We start from the raw sequence: 23,553 nt of genomic DNA on the forward strand, positions 1-23,553 counted from the left end.
TTCCTAAGATATAACATTACATACATATAATAAATTAGCAAGTTTATATTAACATATATATTTTATAATTTGTTGTTAAAGAGTTTTTTGTAGTATATTAAATTTATTTTATATTAAATATATCGATAGGGATTTCGATAATACTTATGAAATAATATTTTAAATATCCAATATGATTTTAAAATAAAATCATAACATTTATTCTTCTAATTATTGTATACCTTTATGGTTAAACATTTACTTCTGCATAATATTTACTTGAGAATTTTATTTACATCCATTATTCTTTTTAATGCTTGTCAAATAAATGAACCACATTTACCTACTTGGGATGTAGAAATAAATATCCCAATTTTAAAAAGAACTTATTCATTAGAAAATTTATTAGATAGGAGTAATTTTATTAAATATTATAATGAAGGAAGTAATAAAAACCTTATATATTATTCACGAGTAATAAATTTTGATAGTATAAGTATAAGTAACAAATTAAATATAGATGAATTTTCTGAAACATTATCAGAAACAATCGAATCGTTTTTTTTAATACCCGACTCTTTAACAGTTGATATAAATTTGGACTGGTTAGGCTACAATGATCATCCCAAATATCCAGTGGTAATTTATCCTATAAATAATGAAAAGATATCTATCACAACTGATGCTATAGAATCTTTCGAATATGCAATTATAGAATCTGGGAAAATTGATTTAGAGATAATTAGTCACCTACCAACGCCTGTATCATTAACAATAAATAATTTTATATTAAAAAATATTGCTACAGGAGAAATTCTTTATATAAATAATGATATTTTTATTCCTTTTGGTTCCAGTATAAAAATTAAATCTATAAAACTGCCTAGAGGAATAAAATTATATAATAAATTTTTAATAGAATGTGTTGTATCCACAAGTGGAACTAATGGTAAAGCAGTTACATTACCAGAGAACTCATTTACTATTAAAGTTAATATCGCTGATTTTAAAGTAAGTGAAGCAAAAGCAAAAATACCTTTCCAAGTACTCTTAACTATAGAAGATTCTTTTCTATTTGAAGACGATAATTTACAACCAACAAAGATCAATTCATTAAAAATAGATGATGGAAATATTAATCTAACTATAACAAATACATTAGATGTTAATATAAAGGTGTCATTGATTATATATAACTTAAAAAATTCATTTGGACAAGTTTTTTCTGACACAAAATTTTTAGAAAGAAAACAAACTATAAATATTAAAAATTATTCTTTAAAAGATTATTCCTTTGTTAGTTTAAATGATGCTCCCTCTAATGTGATTAAGTATAAGATTATCGTTGCGGTAGATTCTTCAAATAATATGAGGATTATAAGAAATACTGATGGTATTTCTGGAAAAATTACAATTAGTAATTTAAAAATTAAAGAATTTATAGGTCAACTGAAACCATATAATATTACTCCAGAAAGATATTCTTTGGCACTGAAGTTAGAACAATTAAAAGATAAAATTAAGTTTCAAAATATTATTATTAATAATGCTATTTTACAATTAGTATTCAAATCAACAGCTGAATGTGAATTTAAAATAATTGGTCATATTGAAGCGAAAAACAATATTGGTGAGAAAGCTATTTTGAGATTAAATAAAAATACATTAGGCAAAGAAATTATTTCTCCAAGAGATTCTATTCTACGAATTAATGCAGATAGTCTAAATGTATTTCTAAAAAAATTTACTCACATACCAGATTCTATCATTATTTATTTAGGAGGAGTAATTAATCCAAACTATAAAACAGTTATTGTAAAAAATAACGATATTATTTCTGGTAGTATAAATGTTGAATTACCTTTATATATAAGTATACAAAATGCAGAGTATTATGATTCCGTTAAAGTAGAATTAACAGATGATGATAAGAATTATATGAGAAATGTTAATTCATTAGACACTGGATTAAGGCTCACAAATGGATTGCCATTTAATTTAACTTTTGTAGGTAAACTTTATGATGAACAAAATAATTTTTTAACTTACTTCCCTCCATATTACCCTAACCAAGATACTGCAATTACAATAATTGGTGCATCAACAAATTCAAATGGAGATGTTATAGCCAGTAGAGAACAGCTCATAAAATTCCAAGCTAAAAAGTCTGAAATAGATAAGATTATTAAAGCATCTTATATGAAAATAAAATTAATCATTAATACTTCAGCAAAAAATAACTTTCCTGTAAAAATTAAAAGTACAGATAATATAGATATTTACGCTTTTGGTAAGTTAAATTATAAAGTTAATCATTAATAACCTCAATGAAAAAAATAATATTACTATTAATTTTATTTACAACTGAAAATATTTTTGGGCAGGGGATTGGATTAACTAATTTTACAGATTCTCAATTAATGAGCATGACTGGTTCATTTTTATTCTCTTCTGGTTTAATGGCTGTGGGAAAAAATCCAGCAAATATATTTAAATATTCGGGTTCAACAATTGAACTTATTTCCCCATTGCCAGTTCCTAATTTATCAATAGGTATAGTTTCAAATTTTTTTACTCTCAAAGACTATAACTTTTACCTAGGTACAAAAATTATAGATTCAAATGGAGAAGTGTATGGGAAAAACTTAACAAGATCTGATAAAGATAAATTGAAAAGTATTTTTAAAAGTAATAATAATGTTAATACCGATATTTCTATACAATTGTTTGGGATTAAAATTCAGCCGTCAAATAAGTCAGGAGCTTTATCTTTTGCTATGTCTGATAGGATATCATTTTCATTGACTTTTCCTAAAAGCTTAGTTGAATTATTATTTGATGGTAATCAACCTGATAAAATTTATAATTTTAGTGACGCAAAATTTAATGCCTGGTGGCTAAGAAAATTCTCTTTAACATATTCAAATGAGTTTAATATTGTGAAGAATTTTAAGCTCGGGGTCTCATTGAATTTTGTAAATGGTTATTTTCTTACTGCTATCGAAAAGAACAATACTACTATAAAAACAGATAGTTTAAATATTATTACAGGTTTTGGAGAGTTTTTGGCATATTCTGCTTTCTCGAGTTTTTTTAATATGAAATATAGTTTTGATAATGTTTTCCCAAAACCTTTAGGGAATGGAATAGGTGTTGATTTAGGGATAATAACAAATATTAGTGAAAATTTGGCTTTTGCTTTTTCAATGACTGATATTGGTACCATTACTTGGAAAAATAATATTATAGAATATTCTTCAAATGCACCTATTTATTTAGATGATATTTCAAATAAAAAACAAGTCGACACATTAATTTCTATATTAACTGGCAGAGCTAATAAGAAATATATTAATTCGCTTAAAACAAATATGAACACTGCTATTCATTTGGGGATTATGTGGACAAACAAACCAGTTGATATTACTACTAGTAAATTTGATGCAGTTTTTGAATATCATCAAGTATTAAATTATCAGCCTGGCATAACAAATTATAGTATTGTTTTTAGCTTAGATTATTTTTGGATTAAAACTTTATATTTCAGAACTGGATTATCATTCGGGGAATTTTATAAATTCAATTGGGCTTTTGGTATAGGATTTAATTTTAAAATTTTGGAAATAAATTTTGCGACAAATAATTTTCAAAATGTATTATTCCCAGATAAAACAAAAGGCTTAACATTTGCTTGTTATTCTATCTGGAAAATTTAATATTCACTTATAATTATATTCGTTAAATAAATAATTAAGTTTCTAAATGGTTATTAAATTAAACGAAAGAAACGTTAGCTTCTTCCTTTAATTAAATTTAACTTTATCGAAAATTCTTTTTTCTATTTTTATATACATAATAGTAAAAATAATCAGTTGATTTTATAACTTATAATTTAGATTGTTAGATGACAATCTGTTTTAATTACTTGCTAATAATCGATTTATTATGAAAAAACAAATTATTACTGTAAGTAGAAGAACTGATATTCCCGCATTTTATGCAGATTGGTTTAGAAAAAAATTAGAAACAGGTTTTGTTTTGTATCCAAATCCATTTTCTCAAAAACCAGTTTATGTTGATTTGAAACCAGATAATGTAAAAGTATTTGTGTTCTGGACTCGAAATCCTAAACCATTATTCAAGCATTTAGATTATATTGATGATAAATATGGTAAAAATCATTACATGCATTTTACTATTAATGGATATCCTAAAATACTGGAAAGAAAAAGTCCCCCAATTGATTATGCAATCTCATTAGCAGAAAATTTAGCTAAAAGATATGGTGACGAATATGTTCAATGGCGATTTGATCCAATAATTATTTCGGATATTGCCGATAAAAAATTTATAATTAATAAATTCAATTATATCTCAGAAAGATTAACTGGTATAACCAAAAGATGTTATTTCAGTTTTGTGGATTTATATAATAAAACAAAAAGAAATTTATTGACTATCGAAAAGAAATATAATATTAAGTTTTATAATCCTACGATTGATGAACAAATTGAATTAATAAAAACATTAATAGATATAGCAAATCAAAGAAATATTAAACTTTATGCATGCACAGAAGACACACTTGTAAATTATATTCCTGAACTTCAAATTGGTCACTGCGTTGATATTGATTTAGTTAATAAAATTTGTAAAGATGGAACTAATAATGAATATAAAATTTCACCAACTCGTCCAGGATGTCACTGTTATGAAAGTAAAGATATTGGTTATTATGATAGCTGTGCTTATGGGTGCATTTATTGTTATGCAAATTCAAATCCAGAAATAGCATTTAAGAATTCAATAGAGTATATGAAAAAAGGATTTTCGATGGATAAAATTCAGGATTTTAATAGGATTTATGAATGATATTAATGAGAGAACTTACCGCTTAATACCTGTTAGTTTGAGTTTTAATTAGATTTTACTTGACAATCATAAATTTTTTTATCAAGTTAAGTTATCATTTAAGTAAACAATGACTTTATTGTTCTATTTTCCATTAAATTCAAATAATCTTTCGGGTTATAACCAAGCATACTAAGGAGAAAGTTTATGCCAGAAAAAATAATTAAAAAAGTAATTTTATTATCATTACTATTTTTTGGTGTAATTAATGCACAGGGGAATTTAAAAGGTATTGTTACTGATTCACTATCAAACGAAGCTTTAATTGGAGCAAATGTTTTTTTGCTCGGAACTTCTTTTGGTAGTGCAACAGATTTGGAAGGACAATATGTTATCAATCGAATTCCAGAAGGTGAGTATAAAGTAAAAGTTTCTTATGTAGGTTACAAACCAAAAATTTATTATGTTGTTATTCAAAAGAATAAGACACTTGTATTTAACTTCAAATTAGTTCCAGATGTTATTGAAGGTTCTGAAATAGTTATAACTGCACAGGCAATTGGACAGGTTGCTGCAATTAACCAGCAATTATCATCAAATACAATTATTAATGTTGTATCAGAAGAAAAAATAAAAGAACTACCAGATGCAAATGCTGCCGAATCGATTGGAAGATTACCTGGTGTGTCAATACTTCGTTCTGGAGGTGAAGCTAATAAAGTTATTTTAAGAGGACTCAGTGATAAATATACAACAGTTACAATCGATGGTATTCGTATTGCCTCTACTGATGCGGAAAGTCGTGGACTTGATTTAAGTACAATTTCTCAAAGTTCTCTTGCAGGAATCGAACTTTATAAAGCTCTAACTTCTGATAAAGATGCAGATGCTATAGCTGGAAGCATTAATTTAGTCACCAAAAAAGCTCCCTCATTAAGAGAAATTTCTGCAACATTAAAAGGTGGTTATAATAATGTAATGAATTCTATTAAACAGTATGATTTCTCATTAAAATATGGTGAAAGATTCTTTAATGATTTTCTTGGTGTTCGAATTAATGCTAATGCAGAAAGTAAAATTAGAAGTAATGAAAGAATAGATCTCGATTACGATCAATCAATTAACAATCAAACTGATTATGCAATTAATAATTTTACACTTGAGTTTACTGATGAAGTAAGAACTCGTAATGGTGGAAGCATCACTTTTGACATTAATACACCAGATGAAGGATCAATAAAAATTAATAATGTATACAATAGCACAAAGCGTGATTATATCCTCCATTCAAGAGATTATCCTTCTGGTGGAGGAGTTGGTGGTACAGTAACTTATGCATTTAGAGATAGAGAACAGGAAATTGATATTTTCAATAGTTCAATTTCTGGAGATAATAATTTACTTGGATTAAAACTCAACTGGGGTTTTTCTTACGCACAATCAAAAGCTGATTTTCCTTTTGATTATTATGTTGACTTTCATGAACCATCAAATGCTGGTGTATCTGGAATGGCAAATACTCCAAGTTTAAAATCAAATCCAGAAAAATTAATTCCTTTCGCTTATAACAATTTTAGAACAGCAACACTTTACGAATCATATTATTACACTCAAAGAAACTTTGAAAAAGAAAGAACAGCTTTCTTAAATGCTTCGAGAACATATTTAATTGGAAATATGATTACAGGTGAATTCAAATTTGGAGCTAAATATAAAATTATAAACAGGTCAAATTTGAATTCATCTCAATATGCACCTTATTATCTGGGTTATTGGCAACCATATGAAGTAGCAGAAGATGGTACTATCAAACAAAAAGATTTAAGTGGTACTCTTTTCAATGATTTTTATCAGAGATATCTTCAAAATCCACTTTACAATACACTTTCCTTCATAGAATTTCTGGATGATACACCAGTTTCAAGAGATTTGTATGGTTCTTATAAATTGTATCCTTTAATCAATCGTGATAAAATGCGTCAATGGTATGAATTAAATAAAAATGGAATTGACAAAACTGGTAACAAAAGAGAATATAATTCCGATCCCTCAGAAGAAGCAAAATATTATGATATATCAGAAAGTGTTTCTGCAGCTTATTTAATGAATATACTTAAAATTGGGCAGAATATTACATTCATTGCAGGTTTAAGAATAGAAAAAGAATATAATAATTATAAATCAAAGTACTCTCCAAATCAAATAGGAGGTTTCCCAATTCCTCTTGGTGTTACAAGAGATACAAGTGGTAGTTTTTCGCAAACAATTTATCTACCTAATTTCCATCTTAATATTAAACCAACAAATTTTATGAGTATAAGAATTGCTGCTTATAAAGCACTCGCCAGACCAGATTTTAATATGAGACTTACAAAATATTTTGCATGGCGTCCAGCTCAAGTTGGTATAGATAAACAACTAATTGTAGGTAATCCAATTCTTAAAACAGCTCAAGCATGGAACTATGAAATAAATACTTCATTCTTTGGCAATGAGATCGGTTTGATTTCTATTTCGGCATTTTACAAAGAAATTAAAGATATGTATCACATGCTAAATAGAATTAATACAACTGGAGACACATTATTTCATTATTTAGGCTTACAATGGAAGACTTTACATACAGGTACATATGCATTAACAGTTCCATATAATTCACCAAAACCTACAAAAGTTTGGGGTTTTGAATTTGAACATCAAATTAACTTTGCATTTTTACCAGGATTACTCAGAAATATTGTATTGAGTTATAATGCTTCTTTAGTTCGTTCAGAAACCTGGCTGATTGGTTCAAAAACAGATACAACTATTGTAGAAAAAGAAATAGCTCCAGGTATTAAAGTTAAAATTCCTCAGTATTCAGAACGAGCAATTGAAATTAAACAACAACTTGAAAATCAACCAGAATTTTTCGGGAATATTGCTTTAGGTTATGATATTGGACCTGTTTCTGCTCGAATTTCATTATTCCATCAATCAGAATATAACTTATCATTTACTCCAAGTGGAAGAGGAGACATTGTTATAAATCCATTTACAAGACTTGATTTTGCATTTAAATATCAATTTAATAAAAATATATCCATTCTTCTTAATATAAATAACTTAACAAATATTAAAGAAGAAAATTTAGTTTATAATAGAGTAAATGGTTATAAAATTTTGAATACAAGTGAAAGATATGGAATGACAGCAGATTTAGGAGTAAAAATTGATTTATAATTTACCTATTTACTTAACTTAATTTCATTCATAAATAAATCATGGAGGCACCATGAATAAAATGAGTAATATTTTAGCAGCTGTTTTTATGGTTTTATTCCTTTTTTCATTAACATATGGACAAAGTGTACTAAAACTAAGACCTTATGATGGTACACCAGAATCATATTTTATCGCACAAATTAAAGCAGACACCGCAGCAAATCATGGTGTATTGCCCGATCGTGTTTATGAGCTTGAAAGTGGTGGAGTTTACTTAAACACAGAAGTATTCAATGTTGCTAAAGGTGTAACAATTAGACTTGTTTGTAATGGTCCTAAAAAGCCAATAATTTATCAATTTCCAACTGGAACTGGAAGCAATCCACAGAATCCTCCAGGAAATCTTTTTGTATTACAGGGTGGTAATTTAGAAATGAAAAATATTGCTGTTGCTGGCTATTTCGAACCAATTTATGATTACCTTGATAATTTGCAAGGCGGAATTATTAACACAACACAAGAAGGATCATCAATAATTATTGATAATTGTATATTTAATAACATTAATGGTCAACATATTAGAACTGGTAGTGCAACAAAAGTTGTTAAAGTTACCAATACAATTTTTGCAAACATGGGATTTTTAGGACGTTCCAATTTAGGTGCTGGTAAAGGACTTGATTTAAGAGAAGCTTCGTGCGATTCGTTGATACTTGTAAATAATACATTTGTGAATTATCAGGATCGTGTAGTTCGTCATTATAATTTTAGTAATCCTCTTGCTGGTACAGGTGGAATTCAATATTGTTTGATTGAACATAATTCATTTGTAAATGGATTGGGCTTTCATGGTCTACTTTCTTTAGGAAATGTTGGTAAAGAAGTAATAATTAAAAATAATTTATTCTACGATGCTTTTGCTTTAGGTGAAGATTCAACGGATGCAACAAGAACTGCGGAATGGGCTAATACAGGCGAAACTTATGCTAATGGAAACAATAGAATTTCGTGGATCTTTACAGCTCCAAACGATACAACTCAATGGACTGTTAAAAATAATTATTATGTAATTTCGCCAGAAGGTCAGGGATTTTTGACAAAATATGGATTTGGCGAAGGTTCACCTCTTTCATTACATATTAAAAGTAGACTTGGAGCTGATGCAGCTAAAGCATTTAAAAAGATAAATCTGAAATTAAAAGAAATTCCAAGATTAATGATAAATATGATGGAATGGTATGAGAGTCCAGAAGGTGGAAATAAAACTAAAAATACACCATCTGATAAATGGAAAAAACAATTACATGATATGGATAGAAGAAATTACAAATATTTTGAAGACACTCTTGATTGTTCATATGATAAAAATGTTGAAGCTTATTATAGTTCTGATAGAGGATTTCCAGTTGGAGATTTAAATTGGTTTCCTGATATGAAAGTTAGATGGGAAGCTGGCGAAGTTGTAAATGTTGAAAATGAAACTATATTAACTAGAGATTTTGTTCTTGAACAGAATTATCCAAATCCATTTAATCCATCAACAACAATTTCTTATAGTTTACCAAAATCAACTAATGTTTCATTAATTATTTATAATGCAATTGGTCAGGAAGTTGTAAAACTTGTTGATAATCAAATCCAATCAGCTGGTAAATACACACTTCATTGGGATGGAAAAAATAAATATGGACAATCATTATCAAGTGGTATTTATTTCTATCAATTGAAAGCTGGTGATGTAACATTAACAAGAAAGATGACTTTAATTAAATAAGAATTTTTTACGGGGGGAGTTTATTTATCAACTCCTCCCATATATAAAATTTTTAAAAAGATTAAGTGAATCAATTTTATTATTTTTATTTAATAAAAAATTATCGTTTAATTTGATTATAAGTTTTTATTATTTGAACAAGAGGTTAAAAACAAAAATTTGCAAAAATGAAATCTAAACCTGTTACTTTAAGTGATATTGCCAAGATATTAAATGTGTCTACTGTAACAGTATCTAAGGCATTAAGAAATCATCCCGATATCTCTCCCGAAACAACAAAAAAAATAAAAAAGTTAGCAGAGGAACTTGAATACACGCCTAATTTAATTGCCCGTAGTTTATCTGCAAGAAGATCTAATACGATTGGTGTTATTGTTCCTAAAATTGCTCATTTCTTTTTTAGCTCAATTATTGAAAATATTTATAAAATTGGTTTAGAAAATAATTATGAAATTATTCTTGCAGTATCTCAGGAGGATGCTGAATTAGAAAGAAAACATATTCATACTTTACTTGCAATGAAGGTTGATGGGATTATTGTTTCTATTACACAACAAACTACTAATTATGACATATTTGAAACAGTAATTAAAAGAGGTATCCCGATTGTTTTTATTGATAGAGTTCCTTATTTATCTAATATAAGTACAGTTACTGTCGATGATCGTGGAGGGGCATTTAAAGCAGTAGAACATGCAATTAAAATGGGCTATAAAAAAATTGCACACTTCGCTGGCTACACAAATATTAATATTGGTAAAGAAAGATTGCAGGGATTTAAAGATGCAATGGAAAAATATGGTCTTGAAATTAATCCAGACTGGGTTATTGAAGGAGGCTTTGGTGAGGATTATGGTTATAATGCATTTATGAAATTATATAGAGAAAATAATTTACCTGAATTTATTCTTACTGTAACTTTTCCTGTTGCACTTGGGGTCTATAAGGCAGTAAAAGAATTAGGCTTAAGAATCCCTGAAGATATTGATTTAATATGCTTTGGAAATTCTAATATACAGGAATTCTTGTGTCCTCCATTAAGTTGCATAGATCAGTCAACTACTTTACTAAGTCAAAATGCAATGGAAATCCTTTTTGAAAATATTCAAAAGCAGGAAGAATTTGAACCAAGAAATATTACCATAGAAACAAATTTAGTACTGCGCGGCACTTGTACTAGAAAGCATACTTAATATTTTCTTTTTTCATTTCATAAGATTCTCAACAGGAGTTAAAATGAAAAATTTCAAATTAATCTTTTCATATTTGTTTTTATTTGTATATTCAACCTGTTTTTCTCAATCTGAATGGAAAAAAGCAGATGAAATTTTACAGTACATTAAGCCACCAATATTTCCTGAAAAAGTTTATAATATTACAAATTATGCAAGTACTGATGAATTAAAAAAAGATATACGAAATGCTCTTCACAAAGCAATTGATGAATGTTCTTTAAATGGTGGTGGAAAAGTTTTTATTCCAAAAGGTGAATATTATTGCGGTGGTCCCATTCATCTTAAAAGTAATGTGAATCTTCACCTCGATGATAGTGTTGTAATTAAATTCAGTACAAATCCTGATGACTATTTGCCTGTAGTCTTTACTCGATGGGAAGGTGTAGAATGTTATAATTATTCACCATTAATTTATGCAATTAATCAAACAAATATTGCTATTACTGGAAATGGAATATTTGATGGACAGGCAGATTCTACAAACTGGTGGAAATGGAATGGGAATAAAAGATATGGATGGAAACCAGGAATGCCAAGTCAAAGAGATAGTTCTTCGCGTCCAAAATTAATGAAAATGAATAATGATGGTGTTCCGGTTGAAAAAAGAATATTTGGAAAAGGATATTATTTGAGACCAAATTTTGTGCAATTTATTAATTGTAAAAATATACTTTTAGAAAATATAACTATCACAAATTCACCTATGTGGATTATTCATCCTGTCTTATGTGAAAATGTAACTATTAGAAATGTTAAAACAATTAGTGATGGACCAAATACAGATGGATGTGATCCAGAATCATGCAAAAATGTTTTAATTGATGGATGCTACTTTGATAATGGAGATGATTGTATTGCTATTAAATCTGGTAGAAATTTAGATGGCAGAAGAATTAATATTCCAAGTGAAAATATTATTGTTCGAAATTCTATTATGAGAGATGGACATGGTGGAGTATCGATTGGTAGTGAAATATCTGGTGGATGCAGAAATGTATTTATTGAAAATTGTAAAATGGATAGTCCAAATCTGGATCGTGCTTTAAGAATCAAATCAAATTCTTATAGAGGTGGAATTGTTGAGAATATCTATATGAGAAATGTTGAAGTTGGCGAAGTCAGTAATGCAGTAATAAGATTAAATATGCTTTATGATCCATCAGAAGGGAATAATGGTAAATATCCTCCAACTTTTAGAAATATTAAAGTGGAAAAAGTGACAAGTAAAAAAAGTGAATATGCTCTCGAGTTCATTGGCCTTGAAGAATCTCCAATAAGAAATGTTCAAATAATTGATTGCAATTTTGATGGTGTAAAAAAAGAAAATTATCTGAAAAATGTTGAAGAATTAAAATTGATTAATGTTATAATTAATGGAGAAAAAATAGAATAATAGTTTTTATAATTAAGAACATTTATTTTCGATAAACTTCAAACCTGTACTCTCATTGAAGTTTTATAATATTTATTTTGCACAATTATTAATTAGCTCGAAAGGATAAATCTTTATGCCTAAAAAATATTTACTGCTATTATTTCTATTTATTCTGTCATTTGAAATTAAAGCTCAATATGACACTTTAAAAACTTTTGAACTACAACAAGTTACTGTAACAGGTACTAAATTTGAAAAATTAATTAGAACACTTACACCATCTTATACAATTATTTCAGAAAACAGCATTAACCAGAATATTAAATCAGCTTTATTTTCGTCGATAAGTGGAAAAGCACCAGGATTATTTGTAACCGAAAATGGATTTAGTGGTTTTGGTATTGGTTCTAATGCTTCTGGTAGAATATCAATAAGAGGTATAAATGGCATACAGCAAAATCTTATTGTAGTAGATGGACGACCAGAATTTGCTGGAATTTTTGGTCATCCTTTAGCAGATGTTTATCATTCTTCTGAAATAGCTGCTGTGGATATTATTCGTGGTCCTGCTTCAGTTTTATATGGCACTAATGCAATGGGTGGTGTAATTAATATTACAACAAAGAAAAGTCAAGTTGATGGATTAAAACTCTTTGCGGATATTAATTATGGATCTTACAATACATATAAAATTAATGGAACTGTTGATTATAGAAAGAATAGTTTTAATAACACATTTATTATAAGTAGAGATTTTTCGAACGATAATCGTCCATCATCAAATTCCAGTTCAATATCTGGTGTTTATAATGCAGAATATATATTCAATCCATCGTGGTCTATTAATTTTAATACTTATGTAAATTCTTCCAGTGTATACAATCCCGGACCAGTTTTTAATCCATATCCTGATAATTCTGTTTGGACAAATGTTACACGTGTTAATTCTTCTTTAAGAGTAAAAAATAAATTCAATAATTCAGAAGGAACTTTTTTATTTTATTTTAATAATGGAGTTCACGATGTTTATGATGGATTTCATTCTAATGATAATATTTTAGGAATATCTTTAATAGAGAGCTTCGAATTTTTTGAAAATAATATCATTTCTTTTGGTGCAGAATTTAAAAATTATGGTGGAAAAGCAAGAAGTAATATTCAATTGATTGATAAAAAAGTCTCAGAGAAAAGTATCTATGCTATTTTCAGCTATAATATTTTTAAGAATCTTTTTGTTAATGGGGGATTGAGATTAAATAATCACTCAGTATATGGTTCTCTACTAATTCCACAATTTAGTTTGAATTATAATCTGAATAATCGAACATCTTTTAATTTTACAATAGCAGAAGGATTCAGAAGTCCAACTCTAAATGAGCTTTTTTTGTTTGGTGCTAATATAGATTTAAAGCCAGAAAAATTATGGAACTATGAGCTTGGTTTTAAAAGCTATTTTTTTGCAGAACGATTATTGTTGAAAGGAGCTTTCTTTTTGATGGAAGGAAAAGATTTTATAAGAATGATAGGAATTTATCCTGACATAAAAAATCAAAACATAAGTAGCTTGACAAATCGTGGTGTAGAAATAGAAGCTGAGTACTTTATTGCAAAAGATTTTTCGCTGAAAGGTAATTATAGTTATTTAAAGAGTTCTACAAAATTACTGGGTTCTCCAGAGATGCAAGCTTTTGTTGAGATGAATTATACTTATAAGATTTTTACTTTTAATGCGAATATTAATGGTATCAAAAATCTTTATACTTCTTTGAAAACAAATACATCTGATGAAAAAAAACAAAGCTATGCTTTATTTAATTGTGCTGTATGGCTTGATTTATTAAAAGAAATGAAATTTTATATAAAATTAGATAATCTTTTAAATAAAGGATATGAAATTATTGATGGTTATCCAATGCCAGGAAGAACAATTATAGCAGGAATTAAGATTAGTGGAGCTCTGTAATTTTATATTAAATAAAAATGCTTAATAATAGGAGATAAGTAATGAATTACAAACTAAAAATTATTTTTTTAGCATTGGTTTTTTACATAGCACATATTTCAACTCATGCTCAAGAAGTAGATACATCATCTAAAGCCACAATTGCTTTTGAACATATTGGAATTAATATAGAAGACACTAAAGCTGCAACTGAGTGGTATACTAAAAATCTAAATATGAAAATAATAAGAGAAAATATGACTCCATATTATTCTGCATTTATTGCCGATTCTGCTCTTAGTATGATGATTGAATTAAATTACAATAAAGACTTCCCTGCAATTTCTGAGTTGAATTTTAATTATGATTCGTTTCATCTTGCATTTTGTGTGGACAATATTAATCTAATTAAGGAAAGATTATTAAACGCTGGAGCAACTATTTTAAGTGATATAAGAAAGACAGAATCTGGCGATCAGGTATTGGTTTTAAGAGATCCATGGGGATTGTCAATTCAATTTGTTCAAAGAGCTAAACCAATGTTGAATAAAAAAGGTATTTATTTTGAACATGTAGCATTTAATGTAGAAGATTCAAGAGCAATATCGAAGTGGTATGTAGATAATTTGAATATGGTTGTTATGCGTGAAGGTAAAGCTCCATCATATGGAATGTTTGTAGCAGATAATGTTAAGAATATGATGTTCGAATTTTATCAGCACAAAGATTCACTAGTAATTGATTTTAAAAAATTAAATCATGGAAGTCTGCACATTGCATTTAGTGTTAGTGATATTAAATTAACAAAAGAAAGAATATTAAAAGCAAAAGCTGAAGTAGTTAATGATATTTATAATACTCCTTCAGGAGATTCTGTATTAAATGTGAAAGATATAAATGGATTACCTATTCAATTTGTAAATAGAGTAAATCCAATGATAAAATAAAAGAGAAAGGATTTTTATGAATTATAAAATATTAATCTTAATAACAATTTTGAGCAATTTATCTTTTGCTCAAATTAAAGATAAAAGCGAATCAAAAAAATTTACAATCGATAATTGTGTTAATGAATTTTCAATTGATAAAATTATTAAAACAGAAGTTGGTTATCAGTACTGGTTTGTTGATAAAGATTTTCTTGATGGAAGGACATTGAAACTTAGTGTAGTAGCTCCGCATTCTGCAACACATCCACCTCATTCACACGAAGAAGATGAATTCTTTTTTGTGCTTGAAGGTACTGCCGAATTTTATCTTGATGGCGAAACAAAAGTAGGTAAAGCATATTCAAGCTTTTACTGTCCGCCAAACAGTACACATGGAATTAGAAACATTGGAGATAAAGAATTAAAATATCTGGTAATTAAAAAATATAAAAAGTGAATGAATAAAAAGTCATAAACAAAAAGAGGAGTAAAATGCCAGCTAAAGTAGTAACATTTGGAGAAATTATGCTTCGTTTATCAACACCTGGTTTTACAAGATTTGTACAGGCTCAAAGCTTTGATGTTACTTTTGGAGGTGGCGAAGCAAATGTTGCTGTATCATTAGCAAATTATGGTTTAGAATCTTATTATGTTACAAAATTACCCAAACATGAAATTGGTCAGGCTGCTGTAAATCATTTGAGAAGATTTGGTGTTAAAGATGATTTTATAGTTCGTGGAGGTGATAGAATTGGAATATATTTTCTTGAAACTGGTGCAAGTCAAAGAGCATCAAAGGTTATTTATGATAGAGCAAATTCAGCAGTATCTTTAATGAAAAAAGGGGAAGTTGACTGGAATAAAGTATTCGAAGGTGCTGCATGGTTTCATTGGACAGGTATTACACCTGCTTTAGGAAAAAATGCACAGGAATTATTAGAAGAAGCATGCAAGATTGCTAAAGAGAAAAATGTTACTGTAAGTTGTGATTTGAATTTTAGAGCTAAAATGTGGACACCAGAACAAGCTCAGGCAGTAATGAAGCCTTTAATGAAATATGTTGATGTTTGCATTGCAAACGAAGAAGATGCAGAAAAAAGTCTTGGCTTAAAAGCCGAAGGAACTAATATTGAAGCAGGTAAAATTAACGAAGAAGGATATTTTAATGTTGCAAAACATTTAAAAGAAATTTATGGTTTTAAAGCTGTATCGATAACACTGAGAGAAAGTTATTCTGCTTCGAGAAATGGATGGAGTGCAATTTTACTCGATGATAAAGATTGTAAAGTTCCATATCGTTCTACAAGATATGAAATTGAAATCGTTGATAGAGTAGGTGGTGGAGATGCTTTTGCAAGTGGATTAATTTATGGTTTATTAACCAAGAATAATACTAAAGATGCTCTGGAATTTGCAGTTGCTGCATCTTGCTTAAAACACACAATACCTGGAGATTTTAATTTAGTATCAGTTGATGAAGTAGAAAAATTAGTTAAAAGTGGTGGTTCTGGAAGAGTTGAAAGATAATAAAATAATAAACCGCAAAGTTCGCAAAGAATGTTTAATACGAATGATAAAAATTTATTTCTCTGCGTTCTTTGCGGTTTTAAATTTAATTAATGTTTCTAAATGTTTAATTAAAAATTACAAGCTTCACTAAATTCATTAATAATCCTGACTGTATTATCTAACTTATTATTATCAAGAATTGTTTTAATTATTTTGCTGCCGACAATTACACCATCACAATAAGGAGCAAAGTTTTTTATATCTTCTGATTTGGATATACCGAAGCCAATAAGCATTTTATTTTTTTCAATTACCGAATATGTTCTTTTTAAATTATTATATGTATCCTCTCCAAATGAATCTTTTATACCAGTTGTTCCAGTTACACTAACACAATAAACAAATCCTTTACTTTTATGATCAATCAACTTAATTCTATCATTTGTTGAAGTAGGAGTTACAAGAAGTATAACATCTAAGTTATAAATATCGCAATCAAAGAAATAATCATATTCTTCGAGTGGAACATCAGGTACAATAATTCCTTTTACACCAGCAGAAGATGCATCTTTAAAAAAATTATTTTTATTGTAGTGATTGATTGGGTTAGCATATCCCATTAATATAATTGGTTTTTCAGAATAGTTTGCTAATTGTTCAGCATATTTTAATACATCTTTTGTAGTTGTATTATTTTTTAATGCAATAGTAGACGAAGTTTGAATAATTGGTCCATCAGCTAATGGATCACTGAAAGGGATACCTAATTCAAGTATATCGGCACCAGCATCTAAAACAGATTTTGCTAATTCTATAAAATTATTTTTATCTGGAAAACCAGCTGTTAAAAATATTGATAATGCTTTTCGGTTTTTTTTATTTATTGTGTCAATGTAATTATGAATAAAACTCATTTATAGTCTTCCTTAAAATTTTCCATGTAAGTAGATAAATCTTTATCGCCTCTTCCACTTAAGTTAATTACAATTATTTCATCCTTAGAAGTTTGTTGAATAAATTTTTCTAAATAAGCAATTGCATGTGCACTTTCAAGAGCAGGTAAAATTCCTTCAAGCTTCGTTGTAAGATAGGCAGCTTTTAGTGCTTCTTCATCAGTAATAGAAAAATATTGAACACGACTTTGATCTTTTAGAAATGAATGTTCAGGCCCAACTCCAGGATAATCTAATCCTGCTGAAATTGAATGAACTTCTGAAACCTGACCATTTTCATCTTGCAACAGATATGTTAACATACCCTGAAAAATTCCAGGTGAGCCCAGACTTAAAGTTGCGCAGTGTTTATTGGTATTCAATCCATAACCAGCAGCTTCGACACCAATAAGTTTAACATTCTCATCATTTATAAAAGGATAAAAAATACCAATAGCATTTGAACCCCCACCAACACAGGCAACAATATAATCGGGTAATCTTTTTTCGATTGATAAAATTTGTTCTTTTGTTTCTTTTCCAATTATAGATTGAAAATCTCTTACAAGCATTGGATATGGATGTGGTCCAACTACAGAACCAATAATGTAATGTGTATCTCGAACATTAGTTACCCAATCTCTAATTGCTTCGTTTGTAGCATCCTTTAATGTTTTACTTCCAGATGTAACTGGAATGACTTCTGCACCGAGTAATTTCATTCGAAATACATTTGGCTTTTGTCGCTCTATATCAAGCTCTCCCATATAAACAACACATTTAATACCAAATTTAGCACACATAGTTGCAGTAGCAACTCCATGTTGTCCAGCTCCTGTTTCTGCTATTATTCTTTGCTTTCCCAATCTTTTTGCAATTAAAATTTGTCCAATTGCGTTGTTTAATTTATGTGCTCCAGTGTGACATAAATCTTCTCGTTTTAAATAAATTTTTGCTTTGCCATAATATTTTGTTAGTCTATCTGCATAAGTTAATGGAGTAGGTCTTCCATTGTATTCTCTTTGAAGTTGATTATATTCATTAATAAAATCAGGGTCATTCTTTAAATCATTATAAGTTGTTTCAAGTTCGTATAAAGCAGGTATTAAAGTTTCTGGAACGAAACGTCCACCATAAATTCCAAATTTTCCTGTTGTATCCGGTAGATTATAATTTTTCATCTTATACTCATTTTTATGTTGCAATAAAGTTTTTGCTTATTAACATTATGTTTTAAATAATTGCTCGAGCCCTTAAGACATTCATTTTGTGAATGCTCAGAGGGCTCGAGAGGAGTGTATGCACCGCGCATAAAGCTATTATTTATTTTGTTTGTAAATATTCTTTTTTGAGTATAGTTATTCATTAACTATATCTTAAATTATTTATAACTCTAAAAAATTCTTTTAATTTATCTGGGTCTTTTTTACCTGGCTCTTTCTCAACAGAAGAAGAAAGATCAACACCTTGAGGTTTAATGTTATTAAAAATGTATTCGACATTTTCAACAGAAATTCCACCAGCTAAAATTATATTATTTCTTATTTGTGCAGGAATTAAATCCCATTTAAATTTTTTGCCTGTCCCACCAAATGAATCATTTGAATAAGTATCAAGAAGAAAACTGCAGTTTTGAAATTTATTCAGTATTGAAAAATCAAATTCATCATTAATTCTAAAACTTTTAATGACAGGTAAATTAATTTGGTTTACAAATTCAGAATTTTGTTCGCCATGTAATTGTACAGCATTTAAACCAAGTGATCTGGATATTTCATTTATTTCATTTAATGAATTATCCACAAAAACACCAACCTTTAATACAAAAGCTGGTAATTTTTTTATAATATCTTTTGCACTTGAAAAATCAATATATCTTTTACTTTTTTCATAAAAAACAAATCCAAGTGCATCAGCACCTAAATTGCAACATAGTAAAGCATCTTCAAGATTTGTTATTCCACAAATTTTAACTCTCATGGTTTTACTGTTATTATATATAAAGTTGTTTTTGAAAATCGTTTATGCTTTTCTCTAAATTATGTGATTTCATGAAATGTTCTCCAATTAAAACTGCATCAACATTTGCTTGTTTTAGTTTTGTAATGTCATCATCTGTATTAATTCCGCTTTCTGAAACTTTGATCACATCATCAGGTAGATATTTAGTTAATTGTATTGTAGTCTTTATATCTGTGTGAAACGATTCGAGGTTTCTATTATTTATTCCGATAATTTTATTTTTATTAAAATCAATTTTATCCAGTTGAGAAGGGGAATGAAATTCGAGTAACACTTCCAGTCCACATTCATGTGCTACAGATGTAAGCTCTTGAATTTGATTTTTAGAAAGTATTTCGGCAATAAGTAAAATTGCATCTGCTCCGAATGCTTTTGCTTCATAAATTTGTATTTCATCTATTATGAAATCTTTTCTTAATAATGGAACTGTTTTGAATTGTGCAATGTCCTTCAAATAATTTATATCACCATTAAAGAATTTTCTATCTGTTAAAATAGAAATAGCTTCTACTGAACAACTCATATAACTTTTTGCAATATCAATATGATTAAAGTTATTGATTAAAATTCCTTTAGATGGACTTGCTTTTTTAATTTCTGCAATTAATGAAATTTTATTATTCCTTTTTAATGCATTGAATAATGATATTGTTTTATTTTCAAAATATTTTTCGTTCTTAAATAAGGAGATTGTGAATTTTTGTTTTAAATTTCTTACTTCTTCTTTTTTTTCAAGAAGAATTTTGTCAAGAAAATTCATGAATATTTTTCTCCGAAAGTTTTTAATGCAAGGAGTTTTTCATAAGCTTTACCAGATAAAATTGATTCTTCTGCTGCTGTTTTACAATCATTAAAATTGTTTGAGTAATTTGCTACGTACAATGCCATAGCTGAATTTGCAGCAATAACATAATAAGCATCATTTTTAATTTTATCTTTTAATACAGATAAAATTATTTCTGCATTTTTATCTATTGAATTGCTCTCTAAATTTTTCTTATCAATTTTATTATAGCCAAAAAATTCGTGTGTAATTTTATAATTTTTTACGATTGAATTATGTAACTCGAAAACATTGGTTTCGTCTGTAAGTGAAATTTCATCTAAACTATTATCTGTACAAACAAAGCAAACTTTTTCCATATTTAAATGTTGAGAAGCTTTAGCCATTAGTTCAGCTGCTTTATTGTTGAATGTACCAATCAACTGTTTTTTTGTATTTGCTGGATTTGTTAAAGGTCCTAAAATATTAAATACAGTTCTCGTATTTAATTCTCGGCGTACTTCTGCAGCATATTTCATTGCAGGATGATATAGAGGAGCAAATAAAAATGTAATTCCAATTTTATTTAATGCTTCTTCGGCAACAGGAGGTGTAAGATTTATATTTAATCCCAGATAAGTTAGAATATCTGCACTTCCACATTTACTTGATATCGATTTATTACCATGTTTAGCGACTTTAACTCCACACCCGGCAACAACAAATGCAGTAGCTGTAGAAATATTAAAAGTATTGGAACCATCGCCTCCTGTTCCACAAACATCAATTGTATTTTCATCAGAATTAATTTTAATGCTTTTACTACGCATTGCTTTTACGAAACCTGCTACTTCTTCTGGAGTTTCGCCTTTTGTTTTAAGAGCAAGTAAAAATCCAGCTATTTGTGAATTATTACATGCACCATTCATAATGGCAGTCATTGCATTGTATGCTTCTTCAATAGTTAAGTTGTTTCCAGATGTAATTTTTTCAATGTATTCTTTTATCATAGCTCAACCCAATTTTTAATTAATTGATAACCCACTTTTGTTAATATCGATTCTGGATGAAATTGAATCCCTTCGATTGGAAAATATTTATGTCTTATACCCATAATTATATCGTCTTGTGTGTAAGCGGAAATTTCCAGAACATCTGGTAATGTATCTTTTTCAATAATTAATGAATGATATCTACCACCATTAAAATTTTGTTCAATATTTTTGAAAATTGTTTTGCCATCATGAATTATTTGAGATGTTTTACCATGCATTAAGTAAGGTGCATTGATAATATTTCCACCATAACAATAACCAATAGTTTGATGACCCAGACAAACTCCAAGGATAGGTGTATTAGGTCCAAAATTTTTTATAACATCTATTGTAATTCCAGTATCTTTTGGTGTACCTGGTCCAGGCGATATAACAATTTTATCTGGATTTAATTTTTTTATTTCATCAATAGTAGTTTTATCGTTACGTTTTACGATTATATCGTCTGTAAATTGTCCGATTAATTGAACAAGGTTGTATGTGAATGAATCGTAATTGTCAATAACTAAGATTTTCATCAATTACCTCTGCACAATTAAGTGCGTTAATTAAAACTGCCGATTTATTTTTTACTTCTTTTAGTTCAAGTTCTGGTTTACTATCAGCTACAATTCCAGCACCTGCTTGCCAGTAAATTTTATTTTTTGTAGCAAATAAAGTTCTAATTGCAATACACATATCTAAATTCCCACTAAAATCGATATAGCCAACTGCACCTGCATAAATTCCACGTTTAATTTTTTCGTAATCATTAATCAATTGAATTGCTCTTATTTTTGGTGCACCTGTTACAGTACCAGCAGGGAAAGATGCTTTTAATGCATCAATACAGTCTACATCATCTTTTAATATTCCTTCAACTCTCGAGACAATATGCATAACATGCGAAAATCTGTGTATCTTCATTCTTTCACTTATCTTAACTGTACCAAGTTTGCAAAATCTACCAAGATCATTTCTTGCTAAATCAACAAGCATTACGTGTTCAGCAATTTCTTTTGGATCATTCAGTAAATTATTTTCCAATTCTAAATCTTCTTCTTCTGTTTTTCCTCGTCTTCTTGTGCCAGCAATTGGAAGGATTTCTGCTTTTCTATTTTTTACTTTTAATAAATCTTCTGGTGAAGTACCGATAATTTTAATATTGTTATCAAATTCCATAAAGTACATATAAGGAGATGGATTTATCATTCGTAATGCTCTGTAGACATTAAAGGGATCTCCTTCGTAATTTGCTTCGAATCTTTTTGATAGAACAATTTGAAATACATCACCATTGTAAATATTTCTTTTTGATGTTTTTACAAGTTCACAAAATTCTTCTTCTTCATTATGAGTGAGTGGGAGGGGATTTGATTTAAAATTGGATTTGTAATCAATCTTTTTATTTAATAATTCTTTTAATTTGTTTATCTCTTCTTTAGCAGCTTCATATTTATTTTGAATATTATTTTTATCAGTGCAATCAACATTATGAATTAATATAATTTGATGTTTAAAATGATCAAATATTATAAGTGAATTATATAATCCAAGAATTGAATCTGGAGCTATGCTTTCTAATTCTGTATTATAATTTATACTTTCTTCGATTAATGAAATATTATCAAAACCAATGTAACCGACAAGTCCACCAGTAAAATAGGGAAGTTCATCTATTTTAGGATATTCAAATTTCTTAATTAATTCCTTTAGATAATCAAATATATTTTTATTGATGATTTCCGTATCAGTTGAATTTTTAATTGAGATTAATTTATAATTGTTAGAAACTAACATTGATGGGTTTACACCAATAAAAGAGTAACGTGCTAATCTACCAATCCCTTCAACAGATTCAAGTAAAAATGAAGATGAGTTATTATTCCTGATTTTTAAATAAGCAGAAACAGGTGTTAATAAATCTGCAGCAATACGTTCGTATACAGGAACAATATTGTATTTGTTAGATAATTCTAAAAATTTTTTATAATCCATAAAACA

At 28.2% G+C, this 23,553-nt stretch carries 18 protein-coding genes; 11 read left to right on the forward strand and 7 right to left on the reverse strand.

Going from position 1 to position 23,553, the window contains the following annotated elements; all coding sequences use genetic code 11:
- Positions 1-225 precede the first annotated feature (225 nt).
- From VJY38_RS08605 to VJY38_RS08655, 11 genes are all read left to right on the forward strand, one after another.
- Positions 226-2,298, forward strand: a complete 2,073-nt coding sequence (locus tag VJY38_RS08605; protein ID WP_353680284.1) for a hypothetical protein — start codon at positions 226-228, stop codon at positions 2,296-2,298.
- Positions 2,299-2,306: 8 nt separating this feature from the next.
- A complete protein-coding gene (locus tag VJY38_RS08610) occupies positions 2,307-3,695 on the forward strand; it encodes a DUF5723 family protein (RefSeq protein WP_353680285.1) in 1,389 nt (462 codons plus the stop codon).
- A gap of 229 nt (positions 3,696-3,924) precedes the next feature.
- Entirely contained in the window at positions 3,925-4,851 is a 927-nt protein-coding gene (locus VJY38_RS08615) for a DUF1848 domain-containing protein (protein WP_353680286.1), read from the forward strand.
- 186 nt (positions 4,852-5,037) lie between these two features.
- Entirely contained in the window at positions 5,038-8,052 is a 3,015-nt protein-coding gene (locus VJY38_RS08620) for a TonB-dependent receptor (RefSeq protein ID WP_353680287.1), read from the forward strand.
- 52 nt (positions 8,053-8,104) lie between these two features.
- A complete protein-coding gene (locus tag VJY38_RS08625) occupies positions 8,105-9,808 on the forward strand; it encodes a T9SS type A sorting domain-containing protein (RefSeq protein ID WP_353680288.1) in 1,704 nt (567 codons plus the stop codon).
- 167 nt (positions 9,809-9,975) lie between these two features.
- Entirely contained in the window at positions 9,976-11,001 is a 1,026-nt protein-coding gene (locus VJY38_RS08630; protein ID WP_353680289.1) for a LacI family DNA-binding transcriptional regulator, read from the forward strand.
- Positions 11,002-11,044: 43 nt separating this feature from the next.
- Positions 11,045-12,436: a glycoside hydrolase family 28 protein gene (locus tag VJY38_RS08635; RefSeq protein ID WP_353680290.1), complete on the forward strand. Its 1,392-nt coding sequence runs from the start codon at positions 11,045-11,047 to the stop codon at positions 12,434-12,436.
- A gap of 115 nt (positions 12,437-12,551) precedes the next feature.
- Complete coding sequence (locus VJY38_RS08640; RefSeq protein WP_353680291.1) at positions 12,552-14,381, forward strand: TonB-dependent receptor plug domain-containing protein; 1,830 nt, start codon at positions 12,552-12,554, stop codon at positions 14,379-14,381.
- A gap of 41 nt (positions 14,382-14,422) precedes the next feature.
- Positions 14,423-15,307, forward strand: a complete 885-nt coding sequence (locus VJY38_RS08645) for a VOC family protein (protein WP_353680292.1) — start codon at positions 14,423-14,425, stop codon at positions 15,305-15,307.
- Positions 15,308-15,323: 16 nt separating this feature from the next.
- The gene (locus tag VJY38_RS08650) at positions 15,324-15,746 is read left to right on the forward strand and encodes a cupin domain-containing protein (protein WP_353680293.1); all 423 of its coding nucleotides are present in this window, start codon (positions 15,324-15,326) and stop codon (positions 15,744-15,746) included.
- A gap of 35 nt (positions 15,747-15,781) precedes the next feature.
- Positions 15,782-16,816, forward strand: coding sequence for a PfkB family carbohydrate kinase (locus VJY38_RS08655; protein WP_353680294.1), 1,035 nt, complete (start codon positions 15,782-15,784; stop codon positions 16,814-16,816).
- A 110-nt stretch (positions 16,817-16,926) separates the two neighbouring features.
- Here VJY38_RS08655 and trpA read toward each other — a convergent pair whose 3' ends face one another.
- From trpA to trpE, 7 genes are all read right to left on the reverse strand, one after another.
- Positions 16,927-17,712, reverse strand: a complete 786-nt coding sequence (gene trpA, locus VJY38_RS08660; RefSeq protein WP_353680295.1) for a tryptophan synthase subunit alpha — start codon at positions 17,710-17,712, stop codon at positions 16,927-16,929.
- Complete coding sequence (gene trpB / locus VJY38_RS08665) at positions 17,709-18,911, reverse strand: tryptophan synthase subunit beta (protein WP_353680296.1); 1,203 nt, start codon at positions 18,909-18,911, stop codon at positions 17,709-17,711. Before trpB ends, trpA begins: the two co-directional genes overlap by 4 nt.
- A gap of 184 nt (positions 18,912-19,095) precedes the next feature.
- Positions 19,096-19,710: a phosphoribosylanthranilate isomerase gene (locus tag VJY38_RS08670; RefSeq protein ID WP_353680297.1), complete on the reverse strand. Its 615-nt coding sequence runs from the start codon at positions 19,708-19,710 to the stop codon at positions 19,096-19,098.
- Positions 19,711-19,723: 13 nt separating this feature from the next.
- Positions 19,724-20,512 (reverse strand): indole-3-glycerol phosphate synthase TrpC, encoded by a 789-nt coding sequence (gene trpC / locus VJY38_RS08675; RefSeq protein WP_353680298.1) that lies wholly within the window; start codon positions 20,510-20,512, stop codon positions 19,724-19,726.
- A complete protein-coding gene (trpD, locus tag VJY38_RS08680; RefSeq protein WP_353680299.1) occupies positions 20,509-21,525 on the reverse strand; it encodes an anthranilate phosphoribosyltransferase in 1,017 nt (338 codons plus the stop codon). Before trpD ends, trpC begins: the two co-directional genes overlap by 4 nt.
- Positions 21,522-22,088, reverse strand: coding sequence for an anthranilate synthase component II (locus VJY38_RS08685; protein ID WP_353680300.1), 567 nt, complete (start codon positions 22,086-22,088; stop codon positions 21,522-21,524). The genes trpD and VJY38_RS08685 overlap by 4 nt, the downstream gene beginning before the upstream one ends.
- Positions 22,069-23,547, reverse strand: a complete 1,479-nt coding sequence (gene trpE, locus VJY38_RS08690; protein ID WP_353680301.1) for an anthranilate synthase component I — start codon at positions 23,545-23,547, stop codon at positions 22,069-22,071. Before trpE ends, VJY38_RS08685 begins: the two co-directional genes overlap by 20 nt.
- Positions 23,548-23,553 lie beyond the last annotated feature (6 nt).

The sequence above is a fragment of the Rosettibacter firmus genome (assembly GCF_036860695.1).
Taxonomy (GTDB): Bacteria; Bacteroidota; Ignavibacteria; order Ignavibacteriales; family Melioribacteraceae; genus Rosettibacter; species Rosettibacter firmus.

Excerpts from the sequence above, each read along its gene's own strand:
- VJY38_RS08605 (WP_353680284.1), top strand. The coding sequence starts at position 226 with ATGGTTAAACATTTACTTCTGCATAATATTTACTTGAGAATTTTATTT.
- VJY38_RS08610 (WP_353680285.1), top strand. The coding sequence starts at position 2,307 with ATGAAAAAAATAATATTACTATTAATTTTATTTACAACTGAAAATATT.
- VJY38_RS08615 (WP_353680286.1), top strand. The coding sequence starts at position 3,925 with ATGAAAAAACAAATTATTACTGTAAGTAGAAGAACTGATATTCCCGCA.
- VJY38_RS08620 (WP_353680287.1), top strand. The coding sequence starts at position 5,038 with ATGCCAGAAAAAATAATTAAAAAAGTAATTTTATTATCATTACTATTT.
- VJY38_RS08625 (WP_353680288.1), top strand. The coding sequence starts at position 8,105 with ATGAATAAAATGAGTAATATTTTAGCAGCTGTTTTTATGGTTTTATTC.
- VJY38_RS08630 (WP_353680289.1), top strand. The coding sequence starts at position 9,976 with ATGAAATCTAAACCTGTTACTTTAAGTGATATTGCCAAGATATTAAAT.
- VJY38_RS08635 (WP_353680290.1), top strand. The coding sequence starts at position 11,045 with ATGAAAAATTTCAAATTAATCTTTTCATATTTGTTTTTATTTGTATAT.
- VJY38_RS08640 (WP_353680291.1), top strand. The coding sequence starts at position 12,552 with ATGCCTAAAAAATATTTACTGCTATTATTTCTATTTATTCTGTCATTT.
- VJY38_RS08645 (WP_353680292.1), top strand. The coding sequence starts at position 14,423 with ATGAATTACAAACTAAAAATTATTTTTTTAGCATTGGTTTTTTACATA.
- VJY38_RS08650 (WP_353680293.1), top strand. The coding sequence starts at position 15,324 with ATGAATTATAAAATATTAATCTTAATAACAATTTTGAGCAATTTATCT.
- VJY38_RS08655 (WP_353680294.1), top strand. The coding sequence starts at position 15,782 with ATGCCAGCTAAAGTAGTAACATTTGGAGAAATTATGCTTCGTTTATCA.
- trpA (WP_353680295.1), bottom strand. The coding sequence starts at position 17,712 with ATGAGTTTTATTCATAATTACATTGACACAATAAATAAAAAAAACCGA.
- trpB (WP_353680296.1), bottom strand. The coding sequence starts at position 18,911 with ATGAAAAATTATAATCTACCGGATACAACAGGAAAATTTGGAATTTAT.
- VJY38_RS08670 (WP_353680297.1), bottom strand. The coding sequence starts at position 19,710 with ATGAGAGTTAAAATTTGTGGAATAACAAATCTTGAAGATGCTTTACTA.
- trpC (WP_353680298.1), bottom strand. The coding sequence starts at position 20,512 with ATGAATTTTCTTGACAAAATTCTTCTTGAAAAAAAAGAAGAAGTAAGA.
- trpD (WP_353680299.1), bottom strand. The coding sequence starts at position 21,525 with ATGATAAAAGAATACATTGAAAAAATTACATCTGGAAACAACTTAACT.
- VJY38_RS08685 (WP_353680300.1), bottom strand. The coding sequence starts at position 22,088 with ATGAAAATCTTAGTTATTGACAATTACGATTCATTCACATACAACCTT.
- trpE (WP_353680301.1), bottom strand. The coding sequence starts at position 23,547 with ATGGATTATAAAAAATTTTTAGAATTATCTAACAAATACAATATTGTT.